We start from the raw sequence: 17,395 nt of genomic DNA on the forward strand, positions 1-17,395 counted from the left end.
CCTGTTACGGTGCCGTTTTTCATTGACACCCACTGCCATCTCGATGCGGCCGAATTCGACGCCGATCGCGACGCCGTGTACGCGCACGCCACCGCTGCCGGAGTCGGCCTCCAGGTCGTCCCGGCCATCAGCCGCGACAATTTCGCCGCGGTGGCCACCGTTTGCGCGCGCTATCCCGGCTGCCTGCCGGCATGGGGGCTGCACCCCATGTACATCGGCATCCACCGCCCGGAACACCTGGCTGATCTACGTACGCAAATCGAGGCGCAGCGCCCGGTGGCAGTGGGCGAAATCGGCCTCGATTTATTTGTCAGGGACCTTGACTATGCGACACAGGAGTTCTTCTATGTCGAACAGCTGAAAATCGCACGCGACTACGACCTGCCCGTGCTGCTGCACTGCCGCAAGGCCAACGACGAACTGCTGAAGCACCTGCGCAGAATCAGGGTGCGCGGCGGCATCGCCCACGCCTTCAACGGCAGTCCGCAGCAGGCGGACGAGTTCATCAAGCTGGGGTTCAAGCTCGGCTTCGGCGGCGCCTTCACCTGGACCCGCGCCAACAACCTGCGGCGGCTGGCGGTCGACTTGCCGCTCGATGCCATCGTGCTGGAAACCGACAGTCCCGACATCCCGCCCGCGTGGATCGGGCGTGGACGCAACGCACCGGGCGAGCTGCCGCGCATCGCACAAACGCTGGCCGACCTGCGCGGACAGGATATCGAGACGGTGGCCCGAACCACCACCCGCAACGCGCGGACGCTCTTCGGCCTGGCGGAAGATCCGGCTTAGCCCGCCGGGCAGCCAGCCTGATTTCGCTCGACAGCGTGGTCAGCACGATCTGGTTCTTGCCCTCTTTCTTGGCCGCATACATATTCAGATCGGCCTCGTGGACGATCCGTTCGGCACCCAGTCGGTCCGCATCCAGACCGCTCGCCACCACCATCCCGACGGAGACGGTCACATGGACCGGATTGCCGTCGATCGCCTCGATGGAGGCGATGGATTGCCGGATCCTCTCCGCGACCCTGCGGGCCCGCTTGCCGGAATCATGCACCCGCAACAGGACGACGAACTCATCCCCGCCCAGGCGGGCCAGAACGTCCTCGCCACGCAGCACGGCGCTCGCGCAGTTGGCCGCTTCCTTGAGCAGCATGTCACCCTGCGCATGCCCGAGCCTGTCATTGACCTGCTTGAACCCGTCCAGATCGAAGTAGAGCACGGCGATGGCCGAGTCCGTGCGCCGGGCATGGGCGCTTGCCTTCTCGAATTCATCGAACAACGCTGCCCGGTTGGGCAACCCGGTCAGGCCATCCTTCAGGGCCATCTTCTCCATGTGATCGGCGTATTGGGCAAGCCTGGCCTGGCCGTCGTGAAAACCACGGATCAGGCTCGCCACATAGGCCGGGATCGCCGCATTGAGCAATACTAGGCTGATGATCCAGATAGGGCGCTGGCTCCAGTAATCCGACACCACGCTCAGGACGATCAGCCCGGTAGTCGCGAGGGTAGCCGACAGGGCCATCCATTTCACACCGAAGCGGATTCCATTGCCCAACGATATCCAGAGATTCAGAAAGACGATGATCGTCCCCAGCTCCCGGGTAAGCAGCATCCCGATGAAACAGCCCAGCTGGTCCATCACGATCGCCGCGACCCGCCGCTGCGGATAGAACCCGGGGTAACGTTTCACATGGGCCCAATGCGCCAGCGCGAAGGCATAGAACACGCACAAGCCCGCCAAGCCGGTATTGGCCTCGTTGCTGCGTGCCTGCATATACCAGAACAGATACCAGCCGATCAGGATAGGCAGCGCGACGAATACCCGGATGTGGCATTGCGCCAATTCGAGGTGGGCGGAGGATGAAGCGTCGTCAACCTTATTCATACCAGAGGGCCTGGGTATGTCTTGGGCTCGTTGTAGCCCAAACAATCGGTTGTTCGCCTGGCCGGAGCATCATCTGGGAAGCGTCACGCGCATATGCAGTTCTTATTGAGACAACGGTATCGGCCCGGGATATGCAAACTTTAAGTGGCGGGCGCCCGAGGCTGGCCAGGGTGTTTTCTGCCGGTCTCCGCAACCTGACGCCACAGGCCCACGGAAAATCGTTAGCTGGCGTAGCCGAATTCGCCGACCCACTGGCCCCGCCGGTAGTCGATCGCCAGCCAGTTGGGCACGTAGGGTCGCGGGTTTTCGAGCGGGAACCGCTCGGATGNGGGTGCAGCACCGCCCTCGGCCACGCTGCAGCGCCGGGTCATGATGGGCTTGAAGCGTACCGAGAGGCGATCGTTGACGGGGGTGGACTGCTCCGGCAACTCGCCAAAGTACACACGCTTGCGCAGCAGGCAGGAAAACAGAAGTTCCATCTCGGCCACCAGCGGCCGATCGCGCCGCGCGAGCGCTTNTTGCGCCGCCGCAGTGAGGCGGATTTCCAGCGATTTGTCATGCAGGGTGATGTTCATGGCAAGACTCCTGTGGGCATGGTCCGTTCCGATCGTTAACGGCCATGCCCGGGTCTTGCTGTAGTCCGGGCGGCAGGCCCGGTCCATCAGCTCAGAAGTCGCGTTCGACCTTGAAGCCGTTGATGGGAATGCCCCCACCCTATGCAGAATGCTCATGGCAGACGCATGGCGCAGTTTAGATCCAACGCCTGACACGGGTTGTGTAGTCCCGGTAGGCATCGCCGAACTTCGCTTCGAGGTGGGCTTCTTCGTGCCTGATCACGCCGAAGCGAATCGTGATCCAGATCAGGGGCGCGAACACGAGTGGCCAGACCGTGCCCAGCAGCAGCGACACGCCAGCCAGGATGAACCAGTCGCCCAGATAGATCGGATTGCGGCTGAAACGGAACGGACCGCCCGTGCACAGGGCCGATGCCCCGCCATAGGGGTTGACCGTGGTGCGGTGCCGCGCAAAGGTCCAAAGCGTCCATATGAACAATGCCAGCCCGAGAGCGACAGCAAGCCAGCCCAGCGGGCGCGTGGCGGCGCCCAGGTCCAGTGGCAGCGAAAGCTGGTAGCGATCCAGCCACCAGCCGCCCAGCACGGCGACCGCATAGGGCGCGGGCGGCAGCATCAGGGTACGCGGACGCAGCACGGGGTTCCGATTGGCCATCAGGTAAGTGTAGCCGCCGTGGGTGGCGCCCATTTCAGGTCGAGTTTCATCGTCACTCCTTGCCAGGATTCTTGTGGCCGGGCATCAGCATTTCAGCGTATCCAGATTGCGGCCGAGCTGCGCGAAGCAGCCGCGAAACGCCGTGCAATGAAGAAAGCCATGGTTTCGCGCGGCGTCCCGCTATCCGGCCGGGCGTTTCGTCGACACACGACCTGTCATCCACAGCAAACGGCGGCCGTGTGCCGAACGGCCCCCGCCATCGCTCAACGCAATTCCCGCTGCGCGACGGCCCGCAGAAACTCATTGCGCAGTTGGTCGCTGTTCCGGAAGCTGCCGCTGAAGGCCTGCGTGACGACGCGCTCGTCGCCGCGCCTATCCTCGCCCAGCAACAGACACAACTGTTCGGCTTCGACGATGCACGCTGCGCCCTGGGCCCGGCCATGCATCACCAGCGCCTCGGCGATGTCGCGCGTCATCCATTCCTGATAGGTGAAGCGATGGCCGATGGCGTCGACCATGCGTGCAATACGGCCGAAGCCGTGCAGTCGTCCGCCCGGGATGTAGGCCACGTGCGCCACCCCGCGAAACGGTACCAGATGATGCGGGCATACGCCGTGCACCGCGATGCCGCGCACCACCACCATGTCGTCGCGCTCGTCGGCAAAGCCCTCGCCCAGCGCCTCGGCGGGCGAAATCGCGTAACCGCCCAGCAGGCGTTTCTGCCACAGTTCGCGTACCCGTTCGGCCGTGCGCCCGGTGTGTACCGAATCCGGCGCCACGCCGCAGGCGACGAGCATGGCATTCACCGCCCGCTCGAACGCCGCGGGGTCAAATGCCCCGACCTGCGGAATACCGAGGCTGCCGCCGCCGGCGGGGGCATGACAATCGTCGTGGTCGCAGGCCTCAGTCATTGTTGAGGGTGGCCCGCAGGAACTCAAGCGTCCGTGTCCAGGAATCCTTGTCCGCCGCCGGATCGTATTTCAGTGGCAGGCCGAACTGCGCGGCATAGCTGTCTGCCTCGCGGTTGGTGAAAGTATGCTTGGCGCCCGGATAGCTCACCACCATGTAGTCGGCCTTGGCATTGTCCATTTCCGCCCTGAACGCCTCGACCTGCTCGGGCGGCACGAGCGGATCGGCCTCGCCGGTGAAGATGCGCAGTTTGGTCTTGATGCTGCCCGGCTTCACCGATACGTCGGTCGCCAAGATGCCGTGATAGGTGATCGCCGCTTTCAGGGGTTCGCCGGCCCGCACCATGTTGAGCACCACGCCTCCGCCAAAGCAGTAGCCCAGCGCGGCAATCTCGCCTTTCTTCACATTGGGCTGCTTGGCGAGGAAGTGTTCCGCCGCCTGGAAACGGCTCAGGGCCAGGGGTGGATTCTTGTTGATGTTGCCGGCCAGCGCCCCGGCATCCTGCGGATTGTCGGCAACCTGGCCATTGCCGTACATGTCGACGACCAGCGCCACATACCCCTCGTTCGCCAGCATGCGCGCCCGCTTGCGGGCGTAGTCGTTTGCACCCCACCATTCCGGCACCACCAGCACGCCGGCCCCCTTGGACTTGAGGGCATCGTCATACGCCAGGAAGCCTTTCATGACGGTGTCGCCCGCCTTGTAGCTGACATCCTTTCCGATCACGGCAGCAAGGGCGGATGAAGTGAACAACAACAATGACAGGGCAAGTGCGGTTTTCATCGGGCGTCTCCAGTTTGATCGATCGCGCGAGGCGACCGGGTTGTGCGGCCCAAAAGCATACCCTGCACAGCGCGGCAATAACAACCGTGCCCGGATAGGTGCCTTGTGCCGCTGTCGAAGGCGCAGACATGGCGGTAAACTCGCGTCCTCTCTCCCGCCCCCGCCACCATGACCGACCCCATCCGCCTCGCCAAACGTGTCGCCGAACTGCGCGGCTGCTCGCGCCGCGAAGCTGAGCTGGTCATCGCTGGCGGCTGGGTGCGGGTGGACGGCGTGGTGGTCGAGGAACCGCAGTTCCGCGTCGCCGAACAGCGCATCGAGATCGATCCCGAGGCCGATCTCACGCAGACCGAACCCGTCACGATACTGCTGCACAAACCACCCGGCCAACACGCGGCGGCAGGCGACCTATCCGCGGCACGTCTGCTCACGCCCGCCGCCTTGTGGGCCGAAGACACCGCCGGTATCCGGCCGCTGAAAAAGCATTTCGCCCAACTGGCCCTGTGCGTCCCCCTGGAGACGGATGCCAGCGGCCTCGTCGTCTTCACCCAGGACTGGCGCATCGCACGCAAGCTGACCGCTGACGCCGCCACCGTAGAGCACGAGGTCATCGTCGAAGTCGCCGGCGAGCTTGCCTCCGACGGGCTCAAGCGGTTGAACCGGGGCATTCCCTTCAATAGCCGTGCACCTTCCGCAATCAAGGTGAGCTGGCAAAGCGAAACCCGCTTGCGAGTCGCGCTGAAAGGCGCCTTGCCGGGGCAGATTGCGTCTATGTGCGAAACCGCCGGCCTCGAGGTGCTGTCGATGAAACGCATCCGCCTCGGCCGCATCCCGTTGGGAAAGCTGCCGCCCGGACAATGGCGTTATTTACGGGACGATGAGCGGTTCTGAGCGGCGACGACATGGCCTGCCCGCTCCGAGACGGTCATGGCTGCAGCCCCCGGCAGTTGCCCGGACGTTACCGGCAGACCCGGCATGCGGCCCGGATACCCTGGATAAACGCAAGCCGACCCAAGTAGGCTAATCTCATTGATTAGAACAGTCACAAACGTGCCGCAAGACAGTTTTCAGAAGGTTTGACACATGGCACCAAGCAAAGACGGAAATGTCTCCGATACNCCCCATGCCGACAGCCGCCTTTCCAATCAGGACGATGCGGAGACCTTGATCCGCTTCCAGGGCGCCATCCTCGAGGAAGTGGCGCTCGGGATCGACGAAGGGGAGATTTGCAACCAGATTTGCCGCCTCGGCGAAGGCATGGTGCCGGGTTCCATCGCCACCATCATGCTGCTTGACGAAAAAGGGGTGCTCAATGTCCATGCCGCCCCCAGTGCGACTCCGAAAATTGCTGCCCGCCTCGACGGCCTGCGCCCCGGCCCTGAATCCGGTTCCTGCGGCAATGCCATCTATCGACAGGAACCCGTCTACGTGGAAGACACGCTCAGCGATCCAAGATGGAAAGGGCTGAAACCATTGGCCGAGGAATTCAATCTGCAATCCTGCTGGTCGATCCCGATCTTTTCCAAGGGGAGACAAGCCGTAGGCACCTTCGCCCTGAGCGGCTTCGAAACCCGGATGCCCACCCCATTCCAGCAGCGGCTGATGGAAATTGCTGCGTCCATCGTCGGCATCGTGCTCGAACGCAGGCAACAGACCGATGCCTTGAAACGAAGCGAGGAACAATTCAGGCTGCTGTTCGAGGCGGGAACCGACTCCAAGATGCTGCTATCCAAAGGCGGCCGGATCCTCGACCTCAACCACATCGCGCACAGGCGCCTGGGGTATGCCAAGGAGGACATGCTGGGACGGCGGGCGAACGAATTCGTCACTCCGGAGCACGCAGATCAAATAGCGCACCGACTGGCGCGCGTGAAGCGCGAAGGGCATGCCACATACGAGTCGGCCCAGGTGCACAAGAACGGTTCGATCATCGACGTGGAGATCAGCACGATCATCATCGAACTGGATGGCAAGGAGGCTTATTACAGCATCCTGCGTGACATCACCGAGCGCAAACGGACGGCGCAGGCACTGCATGAAAGCGAAGAACGATTCCGCGACCTGGTGGAAACCACCGTGGACTGGATATGGGAAACCGACGCCAATTTCCACTACACCTATGTCAGCCCCAGGGTCCGCGAGCTTTTTGGCTACAGCCCGGAGGAACTGATCGGAAAAACGCCGTTCGACCTGATGCCTCTGGAAGAGGCGCGGAGCCAGAGCGAGCGCATTCTTTCATGTGCCGAACTGCGCGCGCCGCTCGATCAGGTCGAGACCCAGCGGGTCCATCGCGACGGGCATATCGTGATTGTCGAGACCAGTGCGCTGCCCCTCACGGATGCGTCCGGAAATCTGGTCGGCTATCGCGGCGTGTCGCGCGACATCACCCGGCGAAAGGAGATGGAGCGCGCGCTGAGGGAAAACGAGGCCCACATCCGGGACATCCTGGAACACGCCCCGATCGGGCTGGCCACCGTCTCNCTGGAAGGGCATTTCCTCGAGGTCAATCAATCGCTTTGCAAGATTGTCGGCTATGAAAAGGATGAGCTCGAGAAGCTGACGTTCCAGGAAATCACCCATCCGGAGGACATCGGGTCCGACCTCGACAATGCGAGGCGACTGCTTGCAGGCGACATTCCGTTCTACAAGATGGAAAAACGCTACATCCGGAAGAACGGCGACAGCGTGTGGGTCCAGCTTACGGGCTCGCTGCTGCATGATGCCGAAGGCGAGCCCTTGCACTTCATCGCACAGGTCGAGGACATCTCGGAACGCAAGCAATCCGAGCAGCGCCTCAGGCAGGCGCTGGAACTGACCGACGGCGTCATTCATGCCATTCCGGACCTGCTGTTTGAAGTCGATCAGGACGGCCGCTACCTCAACATATGGGCGCAAGCACCGGAACTGCTCGCTGCACCCAAGGAGGTGCTGCTCGGCAAGACGCTCACCGAGCTGCTCCCGCCCGATTCAGCCAGGGTGGCAATGGACTCGATCCGGGAAGCGGATGACAAGGGCCGTTCTTTTGGCAAGGTCATGCCGCTCGATCTGCCGCAAGGCATGAAATGGTTCGAACTTTCCGTCGCGAAAAAGCAGGGCGGCAGCCCTGCGGACCGACGCTTCATCGTCCTGTCCCGGGACATCTCCGAGCGCATGCGGATCCAGGAGCAATTGCAGCAGCTGGCCTATTTCGACACGCTGACGGACCTTCCCAACCGCCGGTTTCTGCTGGAGAAACTCGACTGGGCGCTCATCCAGGCGAAACGCTACGGCAGATCGCTTGCGGTGATGTTCCTGGATCTCGACCGGTTCAAGCAGGTCAACGACAACTTGGGGCACGATATCGGGGATCAGTTGCTCAAGGTGGTGGCTACAAGGCTGAGAAACTGCGTGCGGAAGGGAGACATCGTATCGCGCCAAGGCGGCGATGAATTCATCATCGTCCTGACCGAAATACACCACCCCGAAGATGCCACCCGGGTAGCCGAGAAAATCATCGAATCCTTTCGTATCCCGGCCGAAATCGGCGCCCACCGGATCACCATCGAGACGAGCATCGGCATCGCCATCCATCCTGTCAACGGCGAAGACAACGCCCGCGACCTGATGAAACGCGCCGACACGGCGATGTACGCGGTCAAGGAATCCGGCCGCAACGGCTATCAACTCGCCGGCGTCTGATCCGCCAGGAAAAGCCCGTTACGCCGCCAGAAACAACGCCAGCAAATCGTTCAGGAACCGTTGCCCCTGCAAGGTCGGCTTGAGGCGGCTTGCATCGGTTTCCAGCAGCCCGCGGCCTCGCGCCTGTTCGAGGGCTGCCGCGCAGACGATCAGCGGAAGCCCGGTACGCGCCTCGAACAGTGCGGCCGGCACGCCCTCGTTGAGGCGTAGTACGTTCATCATGAACTCGAACGGCAAATCATCGCGCGTAAGCGTGCGGGCATCGGCGATCTGGGTACCCGCCTTCACGGCGTCCATGTACTGCTGCGGATGCTTGGTACGCATCTGGCGAATGATGCAGTCGTGGAAACTGAGCTTGGAATGCGCCCCGGCGCCGATACCGAGATAGTCGCCGAACTGCCAGTAATTCAGGTTGTGGCGACTGGCGTGATTCGGCTTCGCATAGGCCGACGTTTCGTAATGTTGCATGCCGGCCTCTGTCAGCCGCGTCTCGATTGCCTGCTGCATGTCGGCGGAGAGATCGTCGTCCGGCAGATTGTGCGGCGCGGTATGGCCGAACGGCGTGTTGGGTTCGAGCGTCAGATGGTAGGCCGACAGGTGCGGCGGCTGGAAACTCAGCGCAGTCTCGATATCGGCCACGGCCTCGGCCAGCGTCTGCCCCGGCAGGGCGAACATCAGGTCGAGGTTGAAGGTGTCGAAATGCATGGCAGCGAGTTCGGCCGCGCGGCGTGCCTCGCTGTCGTCGTGAATGCGCCCGAGCGCCCGCAGATGACGCGGATTGAAGCTCTGGATGCCGAGCGAGACGCGCGTCACGCCCGCTGCGCGGAACCCGGCGAACTTGTCGGCCTCCACCGTGCCGGGGTTGGCTTCCAGGGTGATTTCCGCGCCGGGCATCAATTGCGTCAGGGTGCGCACGCCGGTGAGGATACGGTCGATGCCGTCAGCCGAAAACAGGCTGGNGGTGCCGCCACCGAAGAACACAGTGTGGATTTTTCGCCCCCAGATGTCGGGCAGCGCGCGTTCGAGGTCGAGCAGCAACGCGTCGATGTAGGCGGCTTCCGGAAGGGTCTGCACGGCGTGCGAGTTGAAGTCGCAATACGGGCATTTCTTCACGCACCACGGCAGGTGGATGTAGAGCGCCAACGGCGGCGGCACCTTGAGGCCGCTGCCTGCAAAGCGGATGATCGACTCAGCCAAGCCGCTTCAGCTTGTCGGCCAGTTCGCGCAAGGCCTGGCCGCGATGCGAGATGGCGTTCTTCTCGTCTTCGCCGAGTTCGGCCCCGGTTTTCCCGAACTGGGGCAGCAGGAAATACGGGTCGTAGCCGAAGCCGTTCTCGCCACGTGGCGTGTCGATGATCTCGCCATGCCAGCGCCCCTCGGCAATGAGCGGCTCGGGGTCGTCGGCATAGCGCACCAGCACCATCACGCAATAGTAATGGGCGCGGCGGTTGGGCTGGCCCTGCAGGGCGGCGATGAGCTTTTCGTTATTGCGCGCGTCGGATTTCGGCTCACCGGCATAGCGTGCGGAATACACGCCGGGGGCGCCGTTCAACGCTTCGACGCAGATACCGGAATCGTCCGCCAGCGCCGGCAGGCCGGTGTGCGCACTGGCATGGCGCGCCTTGGCCAGGCAGTTTTCAATAAACGTGACGTGCGGCTCGGGGCATTCGGGCACGCCGAAATCAGACTGCGGCGCCGCTTCGATTGCGAGCGGTTCGAGGATGCGCGCAATTTCGCGCAACTTGCCAGGATTGCCAGAGGCGATGATCAGTTTCTTCATGATGCCAGTGCCTTNCTGTTGGGCTGCGGTAATCTGGCCAATGCCTGCGGTAGCGAGATCGAGCAATGCCTCCAGCGTGGCACGGGAAAACGGCGCGCCCTCGGCCGTGCCCTGCACCTCGACGATGCCGCCGCTGCCGGTCATCACCACGTTCATGTCGGTGTCGCAGCCTGAATCTTCAAGGTAATCCAGGTCGAGCACCGGCTGGCCCGCGTAGACGCCGACCGAGACGGCAGCGATGCTGTCAGTCAGCGGCGTCTCGACCAGTTTGCCGTCAGCAAGCAGGCCGGCGATAGCGTCGGCCACTGCCACATAGGCGCCGCAAATGCTCGCGCAGCGGGTGCCGCCGTCGGCCTGCAGCACGTCGCAGTCGATGTGCAGGGTGCGCTCGCCGAGCTTGTTCAAGTCGACCACGGCGCGCAGGCTACGCCCGATCAGACGCTGGATTTCCTGGGTACGGCCGGACTGTTTGCCGCGCGCGGCCTCGCGGTCGGTGCGGGTGTGGGTGGAACGTGGCAGCATGCCGTATTCGGCGGTGACCCAGCCTTCGCCGCTGCCCTTCTTGTGCGGCGGGATCTTGTCAAGCACGCTGGCGGTGCACAGCACGCGGGTATCGCCCATGGCGACCAGCACCGAGCCTTCTGCGTGCTTGGTGAACTTGCGGGTGAACGAAAGCGTGCGCAACGCATCGGGCGTGCGGCCGCTGGGACGGGTCGGATCGGACATGGTGGCCTGTTCAAAATGGAAAACGCGATTTTACCGCGTCAAGCCCACCGGGCGCGTTGACCACGCCGGCCCGGCCCCGCAGTGGCCGCCTATTTGGCGGAGATTTTCTGAATGGCCTGCTGGATTTCGGCGATAGCGCGTTCTATCTCGTCGTCCGACACGGCTGGCGTGCCATGCAGCGGGCGCATCGCGTTGATCTGCGTGGTGACGCCGCCATCGGGCAACGCCAGGGTCGAAATGGAGTCCTTGCTCGGCATGCGCGCCTCGCCCCAGGTCATCGCGATAAGGCTGAGATTGTCGCCGTGCTCGCCACCGCGGAATTCGGCATGGTCCATCAGGTGGCGCACTGCATCTTCCAGCGTGTAGGCATGCAGCAGCGCCGACACTTCCGGGATGCTGATCATGCCCCAGATGCCGTCGGTACACAGCAGCATGGTGTCGGCGTCGTGCAGCGGGATTGGCGCGCTGCATTCCACCTGCGGCGTCATGTAGCCGCCCAGGCAGTTGGACACCTTGTTTCGCTCCGGATGATGGCCCGCCTCTTCCTCGCTGATGATGCCATCACGCACCAGTTGGGCGACGGCGGTATGGTCCTCGGTACGCGCGAGCAGGCTGCCGTCGCTGAACAGGTACAGGCGCGAATCGCCCACGTGTGCCCAGTAGGCCATGTTGTCCTGCACCACAGCGGCAACAAGGGTGGTATGGGGAATTTCCAGCAGGTCCTGCTCGACTGCGTAATCGTTGATGGCGAAATGCGCGCGCGTGGTGGTGTCGGCCAGGAACGCCATCGGATCGTCCAGGCGCGGTTTGGCCACTTTCTGGAACTGGTCGGTCAGCGTCTGCACCGCGATCTGCGCGGCGATCTCGCCGTGCATGTGGCCGCCCATGCCGTCGGCCACCACCATCAGCAGGGCCTCGCGGCTGTAGGAATAGGCAACCCGGTCCTGGTTGTTTTTACGCCCGCCCTGACGCGACGCCTGGTAGATGGTGAATTTCATGGCGATACTTTAGAACAATTCGCGGTTCAGTGAGCGTTTGATGCTGTTCAGCAACGAAGAACGGGGCGGCGTCATCGCGCTGCGGTCCATCAGCACTTTTTGCAGGCTGAACACGCTTTGCGGGCGCTCCATGTAGTTGAGCTTGAGGCAGCTATCGACGGTTTCCAGCAGCTGGTCGGAATAGGCGCCGCGCCAGTTCACCGTCGCCGGCACCAGCTTGTCGTTGAGCAGCCGCGCGTCGGCCGCCTGCGGCGGATAACCGGCCAGGCAGGCATACAGGCTGGCGCCGACGCTGTAGATGTCGGTCCACGGCCCCAGCCGCTCACGGTTGTGATATTGCTCGGNGGCCGCGAAGCCGGGCGTGTACATGGGCTGCAGCTTGCTCTCCTCCTGAGTCAGCGTCTGCCGCGCCGCGCCGAAGTCGATCAGAACCGGCGAGCCGTCCAGGCGGATGTAGAGATTGGACGGCTTGATGTCGAGATGCAGCAGTTTGTGCGTATGCACCTCGCGCAGGCCATTCAGCAACTGCGCGAACACGCGGCGGATGAAGCTTTCGCGGATGGAACCGCGATTGGCCTGGATGTGCTGCTGCAGGGTCTTGCCGCGCTCGAAGCGCATCACCATGTATACGGTGTCGTTGGCACGGAAGAAGTTGATCACGCGCACGACATTGGGGTGGTCGATCAACGCCAGCGCCCGGCCTTCCTCGAAGAAGCACTTCATGCCGTGGCGGAAGATGTTGTTGTTTTCGGTCGAGTTGGCCTGGACGATGACCGACCNCTCGGTACGCAACACCAGCGCGCCTGGCAGATACTCCTTGATCGCCACTGACTGGTTGGCATCGTCGCGCGCCAGATAGACCATGCTGAAGCCACCCCCGCCGATCTTGCGCACGATGGTGTATTCGTTGAGCCGGTATCCGTTGGGAAGTGCCTGATTGGGTTGAGTCGCCATAATCGAACGTCTATTATCTTTTCTATTTCTAGCTGGCTGAGCCGGCAAAATCCACTACCGGCAGCATGCCGGGTCCACTCTCAATCACCCAATAACCTGTTTGACTATCCTTCATGACCACTAGCATGACCGGGTTCGCCGCCCACAGCCTCAATCTCGACCATGCCAGCGTCAATATCGACCTGCGCAGCGTCAACCAGCGCTATCTCGAACTGCATTTCCGCCTGGCCGACGAATTCCGTGCCTTGGAACCGCAACTGCGCGAACTGATCCAGCAGCGTCTGGCGCGTGGCAAGGTGGAGTGCCGTATCGGCCTCGCCATGCTTCCCGCCGCCTCGCTGGATAACGGCCTAAACCCGGACATTCTTGAGCGGCTTGCCCACTGGCAGGCGGACGTGCTGCAGCGCCTGCCCGGCAGCCCGCCGCTTTCCGTCAACGAGATACTCCGTTGGCCTGGCGCCATGCAATCCGGCGCCCTGTCGCAGGAGGCGCTGAACGAAGCGGTGCTGGCCGGGATCCGTGCCACGCTGGACGAACTGGTAGAGAGCCGCCAGCGCGAAGGCGCCAAGCTGAAACAACATATCCTCGACCGCCTGGCTGCCGCCGAAGCCCAAGTGGCCGGCCTGCAGCCGCTCCTGCCGACCCTGGCCTCCGCCCAGCGCGACAAGCTGGCGGAGCGGCTGCGCGACGCCCTGGGCGAGGCCAGCCACGAACGGCTGGCACAGGAAGTCGCCCTGGCGGCGCAGAAAGCCGATATCGACGAAGAGCTTTCCCGCCTGGCCACCCATTTTTCCGAGGTGCGCCGCGTGCTCAACCAGACAGGTGCCGTCGGCAAGCGCCTCGACTTCCTGATGCAGGAACTGCACCGCGAAGCCAATACCCTGGGATCGAAATCGGTGGCGGTGGAGACCTCGCGCGTCTCGCTCGAACTCAAGGTGCTGATCGAACAGATGCGCGAACAGGTCCAGAATATTGAATGACAACCGGAATGGAACAACCATGACCCCTCTTTCCAGTGAAGGCGTGCTTTACATCGTCAGCGCNCCCTCCGGCGCAGGCAAGACCAGCCTGGTCAAGGCCCTGCTGAAAACCGACCCCGCCATCCGCCTGTCGGTGTCCTACACGACCCGNCCCCCGCGTCCGGGCGAAACCGACGGTCGCGACTACCATTTCGTCAACCGCGAACGATTCGAAATCATGCTGGCCGAAGGCGAGTTTCTCGAACACGCCGAGGTATACGGCAACTTCTACGGCACGTCGAAAGGCAGCATCAGCCGCGATCTCAACGCCGGCCGCGACGTCCTGCTGGAGATCGACTGGCAGGGCGCCGAGCAGGTGAGGCAGCATTTCCCGCAATCCGCGTCGATTTTCATCCTGCCGCCGTCGTTCAATGCGCTGCGCACCCGCCTGGCCGGGCGCGGCCAGGACAGCGACGAGGTAATCGAACGCCGATTGGCCGCTGCCGCCCACGACGTCGCTCATGCCGAGGCGTTCGACTATATAATCGTGAACGATGACTTCGATCATGCCCTGCAGGACCTGGTCGCAATCACCCGCAGCATTCGCCTCGAAACGGCACGCCAGCTCAAGCGGCATACCGCGCTGTTCGAGGAATTCCGACGTATCTGAGTACCACCCCTGAAGCTGGAGTATCCCTATGGCCCGCATTACCGTTGATGACTGCATCGAGATGTTTCCCAACCGCTTCGAGTTGACGCTCGCCGTGACCTACCGCGCACGCCAGCTGGCGCAAGGCTCGCAACCGATGGTCGAATCGAAGGACAAACCCATCGTCACCGCATTGCGCGAAATCGCTGCGGGCAAGGTCGGCCGTGAGATCCTCAATCGGGGCCGCGCCTGATTCCTCGCCAGAACGACGGACGGCGCACGCACGCCGCGCGCCGTCGATGACGCACGAGTTCGAATCGCTGCGTCCGGACCTGGCCTACCTGCCGCCGGACGAAGTCGGGACCATCGAAGACGCCTACGAATTCAGCCGCCGCGCCCACGAAGGTCAGTTCCGCAAGAGCGGCGAACCCTACATCTCCCATCCGCTTGCCGTCGCCGGCATCCTCGCCGGCTGGCATCTCGACACGCAGACCCTGTGCGCCGCGCTACTCCACGACGTGGTAGAAGACACACCGGCCACGGCAAGCGAAATCGAGGCGCGCTTCGGCAAGCCGGTCGCGCTGCTGGTCGAGGGGGTCTCCAAGCTCGACAAGCTCGCCTTCGCCTCCGAGCAGCACGCGCAGGCGGAGAACTTCCGCAAGATGCTGTTGGCGATGGCACAGGATGTACGGGTGATCCTGGTCAAGCTGGCCGACCGCACGCACAACATGCACACCATGGGGGCGATGCCCGCCGAGAAACGGCGCCGCATCGCCACCGAAACCCTTGAGATCTACGCGCCGATCGCCAATCGGCTGGGGCTGCACTCGGTCTACCAGGAGCTGGAAGACCTCGGCTTCCGCTACAGCCACCCCAATCGCTACCAAGTGCTGGCCAAGGCCGTGAAAGCGGCGCGCGGCAACCGCCGCGAACTGGTCGAGAAGGTCAAGCTCGCGATGCAGGAAAAACTCGAGCAGTGCAAGATCGAAGCCACGATCACGGGGCGCGAGAAGCACCTCTACAGCATCTACCGCAAGATGCAGGAGAAAAATCTGGCGTTTTCCGAAGTGTTCGACATCTACGGCTTCCGCGTGGTGGTGCGCGACCAGCCGAGCTGTTATCTGGCGCTGGGCGCGCTGCATGCTCTGTACAAGCCGATCCCTGGCAAGTTCAAGGACTACATCGCCATTCCCAAGGCCAACGGCTACCAGTCGCTGCATTCCATCCTGTTCGGCCCCAATGGCACCCCGATCGAGATCCAGATCCGCACCACCGACATGAACCGGCTGGCCGAATCGGGCGTCGCCTCGCACTGGATGTACAAATCGGCGGACGCGGCACTGAACGACGTGCAGACGCGTACCCACCGCTGGCTGCAGTCGCTGCTCGACATCCAGGCTGACCACGGCGATTCGCCGGAATTCCTGGAACATATAAAAGTCGACCTGTTCCCCGACGAAGTCTATGTGTTCACCCCCAAGGGCAAGATCATGGCGCTGCCGCGCGGCGCCACGGCGGTAGACTTCGCCTTTGCCGTGCATACCGACGTCGGCCGCCACTGCATCGCGGTGAAGATCAACTACGAGCTGATGCCGCTGCGTACCCAGCTCCGGAACGGCGACCACGTCGAGATTCTTACGGCGGCCAACGCCAGTCCCAATGCGGCCTGGCTCAACTTCGTCGTCACCGGCAAGGCACGCTCGCACATCCGCAACTACCTGCGCAACACGCGCGTGGAAGAGGCGGCCGCGCTCGGCGAGCGCCTGCTCAACCACGCCATTGCCGCGCTCAACCCGGAGGCGACCGCGCCCGACCCAGCGGTGTGGGAACGTGTGGTCAAGGACTACGGCCTGCAAAACCGGCGGGAACTGTTCGCCGGGATCGGCCTGGGCCGGAAATTACCGCTGGTGGTCGCGCACCAGTTGCTGCACGTGCAGGGCGAGAANACCGGCGAGCCGGCGCATCCCCATGCCATCAGTATCCGCGGCACCGAAGGCATCGCGGTCGAGCTGGCGCAGTGCTGCCACCCGATTCCCGGCGACCCCATTCTCGGCTTCATCCACAAGGAACGCGGCCTCATCATCCATACTCACGACTGCCCATCGATTCGCGCCTTCCGCACCGACCCCGACAAATGGCTGGATGTCGAATGGGAAGCCGAACCCGGCCACATGTTCGACGTCTCGATCAAGGTCGTCGTCGGCAACCAGCGCGGCGTGCTGGCCAAGGTCGCGGCGGCGATCGCCGAACACGGCTCCAACATCGGCAACGTCGCGATGGAGGAGGAGGACGGCAGCCCCTATACCGTGCTGTTCTTCACCGTGCAGGTGGAAAACCGCATGCACCTCGCACGCGTCATGCGCGGCTTGCGCGTACTGCCCGACGTGGTACGGATTTTCCGTATCAAGGGCAAGAAGGACGGCCGCGCAGCACAATCTCAATAATCAGGCTCCAGGAATCCAGCATGAACAAAAGCATCATCCAGACCGCCGACGCACCGGCCGCGATCGGAACCTACTCGCAGGCCGTACGGATCGACCACACCGTGTACATGTCCGGCCAGATCGGCCTCGACCCCAACTCGATGCAGATGGTCGACGGCATCGAGGCGCAGATCCACCAAGTGTTCAGAAATCTGGCCGCCGTTGCAACTGCGGCAGGCGGCTCGCTGGCCGACGTGGTCAAGCTCAACGTCTTTCTCACCGACCTCGGTCACTTCCCCAGGGTCAACGAAATCATGGCGACCTACTTCAGCCAGCCCTACCCGGCGCGCGCCGCGGTCGGTGTGGCCGCGCTGCCGCGCGGTGCGCTGGTCGAGGCTGATGCCGTGATGGTGACCGGTTAAAT

Annotated in this window: 16 protein-coding genes and 2 pseudogenes; 8 read left to right on the plus strand and 10 right to left on the minus strand. The window is 63.1% G+C overall.

Annotated elements, in window-relative coordinates; all coding sequences use genetic code 11:
• The first annotated feature begins 9 nt into the window (after positions 1 to 9).
• Complete coding sequence (locus HZY77_RS08640) at positions 10 to 789, plus strand: TatD family hydrolase (protein WP_296820728.1); 780 nt, start codon at positions 10 to 12, stop codon at positions 787 to 789.
• A gap of 97 nt (positions 790 to 886) precedes the next feature.
• Here the strand turns inward: HZY77_RS08640 and HZY77_RS17795 are convergent.
• From HZY77_RS17795 to HZY77_RS08665, 5 genes and pseudogenes are all read right to left on the minus strand, one after another.
• Positions 887 to 1,885, minus strand: a pseudogene (locus HZY77_RS17795) (diguanylate cyclase); the annotation flags it as partial.
• 221 nt (positions 1,886 to 2,106) lie between these two features.
• Positions 2,107 to 2,460: a hypothetical protein gene (locus HZY77_RS08650; RefSeq protein WP_296820731.1), complete on the minus strand. Its 354-nt coding sequence runs from the start codon at positions 2,458 to 2,460 to the stop codon at positions 2,107 to 2,109.
• Positions 2,461 to 2,635: 175 nt separating this feature from the next.
• Complete coding sequence (locus HZY77_RS08655) at positions 2,636 to 3,145, minus strand: isoprenylcysteine carboxylmethyltransferase family protein (protein WP_296820734.1); 510 nt, start codon at positions 3,143 to 3,145, stop codon at positions 2,636 to 2,638.
• A gap of 230 nt (positions 3,146 to 3,375) precedes the next feature.
• Positions 3,376 to 4,023: a GTP cyclohydrolase I FolE gene (gene folE, locus HZY77_RS08660; protein ID WP_296820736.1), complete on the minus strand. Its 648-nt coding sequence runs from the start codon at positions 4,021 to 4,023 to the stop codon at positions 3,376 to 3,378.
• The gene (locus tag HZY77_RS08665; protein WP_296820739.1) at positions 4,016 to 4,804 is read right to left on the minus strand and encodes a dienelactone hydrolase family protein; all 789 of its coding nucleotides are present in this window, start codon (positions 4,802 to 4,804) and stop codon (positions 4,016 to 4,018) included. The genes folE and HZY77_RS08665 overlap by 8 nt, the downstream gene beginning before the upstream one ends.
• A 168-nt stretch (positions 4,805 to 4,972) precedes the next feature.
• Between HZY77_RS08665 and HZY77_RS08670 the strand changes: the two genes are divergently transcribed.
• Both HZY77_RS08670 and HZY77_RS08675 read left to right on the plus strand, forming a co-directional pair.
• A complete protein-coding gene (locus HZY77_RS08670; RefSeq protein WP_296820741.1) occupies positions 4,973 to 5,695 on the plus strand; it encodes an rRNA pseudouridine synthase in 723 nt (240 codons plus the stop codon).
• A gap of 192 nt (positions 5,696 to 5,887) precedes the next feature.
• A complete protein-coding gene (locus HZY77_RS08675; RefSeq protein ID WP_296820743.1) occupies positions 5,888 to 8,482 on the plus strand; it encodes a PAS domain S-box protein in 2,595 nt (864 codons plus the stop codon).
• A gap of 18 nt (positions 8,483 to 8,500) precedes the next feature.
• Here the strand turns inward: HZY77_RS08675 and hemW are convergent, their stop codons facing one another.
• From hemW to HZY77_RS08700, 5 genes and pseudogenes are all read right to left on the minus strand, one after another.
• Positions 8,501 to 9,679 (minus strand): radical SAM family heme chaperone HemW, encoded by a 1,179-nt coding sequence (gene hemW, locus HZY77_RS08680; protein WP_296820745.1) that lies wholly within the window; start codon positions 9,677 to 9,679, stop codon positions 8,501 to 8,503.
• Entirely contained in the window at positions 9,672 to 10,262 is a 591-nt protein-coding gene (gene rdgB, locus HZY77_RS08685; RefSeq protein ID WP_296660574.1) for an RdgB/HAM1 family non-canonical purine NTP pyrophosphatase, read from the minus strand. The genes hemW and rdgB overlap by 8 nt, the downstream gene beginning before the upstream one ends.
• 30 nt (positions 10,263 to 10,292) lie before the next feature.
• Positions 10,293 to 10,988: pseudogene (gene rph / locus HZY77_RS08690) on the minus strand (ribonuclease PH); the annotation flags it as partial.
• Between the two features lie 89 nt (positions 10,989 to 11,077).
• Positions 11,078 to 11,986: a protein phosphatase 2C domain-containing protein gene (locus tag HZY77_RS08695; RefSeq protein ID WP_296820748.1), complete on the minus strand. Its 909-nt coding sequence runs from the start codon at positions 11,984 to 11,986 to the stop codon at positions 11,078 to 11,080.
• A 9-nt stretch (positions 11,987 to 11,995) separates the two neighbouring features.
• Positions 11,996 to 12,940, minus strand: a complete 945-nt coding sequence (locus tag HZY77_RS08700; RefSeq protein WP_296820751.1) for a serine/threonine-protein kinase — start codon at positions 12,938 to 12,940, stop codon at positions 11,996 to 11,998.
• Between the two features lie 113 nt (positions 12,941 to 13,053).
• On the opposite strand from HZY77_RS08700, the gene HZY77_RS08705 reads away from it, so the two are divergent.
• The 5 genes from HZY77_RS08705 (at position 13,054) to HZY77_RS08725 (ending at position 17,393) form a co-directional block, all read left to right on the plus strand.
• The gene (locus HZY77_RS08705; RefSeq protein ID WP_296820754.1) at positions 13,054 to 13,920 is read left to right on the plus strand and encodes a YicC/YloC family endoribonuclease; all 867 of its coding nucleotides are present in this window, start codon (positions 13,054 to 13,056) and stop codon (positions 13,918 to 13,920) included.
• A 19-nt stretch (positions 13,921 to 13,939) separates the two neighbouring features.
• Positions 13,940 to 14,569, plus strand: coding sequence for a guanylate kinase (gene gmk / locus HZY77_RS08710; RefSeq protein WP_296820756.1), 630 nt, complete (start codon positions 13,940 to 13,942; stop codon positions 14,567 to 14,569).
• Positions 14,570 to 14,597: 28 nt separating this feature from the next.
• Entirely contained in the window at positions 14,598 to 14,801 is a 204-nt protein-coding gene (rpoZ, locus tag HZY77_RS08715) for a DNA-directed RNA polymerase subunit omega (RefSeq protein ID WP_296631378.1), read from the plus strand.
• Between the two features lie 46 nt (positions 14,802 to 14,847).
• Positions 14,848 to 16,992 (plus strand): bifunctional (p)ppGpp synthetase/guanosine-3',5'-bis(diphosphate) 3'-pyrophosphohydrolase, encoded by a 2,145-nt coding sequence (locus tag HZY77_RS08720; RefSeq protein WP_296820759.1) that lies wholly within the window; start codon positions 14,848 to 14,850, stop codon positions 16,990 to 16,992.
• A 20-nt stretch (positions 16,993 to 17,012) separates the two neighbouring features.
• Positions 17,013 to 17,393, plus strand: coding sequence for a RidA family protein (locus tag HZY77_RS08725; protein WP_296820761.1), 381 nt, complete (start codon positions 17,013 to 17,015; stop codon positions 17,391 to 17,393).
• Positions 17,394 to 17,395: the final 2 nt, after the last annotated feature.

The organism is Thiobacillus sp. (genome assembly GCF_013693775.1).
In the GTDB taxonomy this organism is placed as follows: Bacteria; Pseudomonadota; Gammaproteobacteria; order Burkholderiales; family Thiobacillaceae; genus Thiobacillus.

Excerpts from the sequence above, each read along its gene's own strand:
- HZY77_RS08655 (WP_296820734.1), bottom strand. The coding sequence starts at position 3,145 with ATGGGCGCCACCCACGGCGGCTACACTTACCTGATGGCCAATCGGAAC.
- folE (WP_296820736.1), bottom strand. The coding sequence starts at position 4,023 with ATGACTGAGGCCTGCGACCACGACGATTGTCATGCCCCCGCCGGCGGC.
- HZY77_RS08665 (WP_296820739.1), bottom strand. The coding sequence starts at position 4,804 with ATGAAAACCGCACTTGCCCTGTCATTGTTGTTGTTCACTTCATCCGCC.
- HZY77_RS08670 (WP_296820741.1), top strand. The coding sequence starts at position 4,973 with ATGACCGACCCCATCCGCCTCGCCAAACGTGTCGCCGAACTGCGCGGC.
- rdgB (WP_296660574.1), bottom strand. The coding sequence starts at position 10,262 with ATGAAGAAACTGATCATCGCCTCTGGCAATCCTGGCAAGTTGCGCGAA.
- HZY77_RS08695 (WP_296820748.1), bottom strand. The coding sequence starts at position 11,986 with ATGAAATTCACCATCTACCAGGCGTCGCGTCAGGGCGGGCGTAAAAAC.
- HZY77_RS08705 (WP_296820754.1), top strand. The coding sequence starts at position 13,054 with ATGACCACTAGCATGACCGGGTTCGCCGCCCACAGCCTCAATCTCGAC.
- rpoZ (WP_296631378.1), top strand. The coding sequence starts at position 14,598 with ATGGCCCGCATTACCGTTGATGACTGCATCGAGATGTTTCCCAACCGC.
- HZY77_RS08725 (WP_296820761.1), top strand. The coding sequence starts at position 17,013 with ATGAACAAAAGCATCATCCAGACCGCCGACGCACCGGCCGCGATCGGA.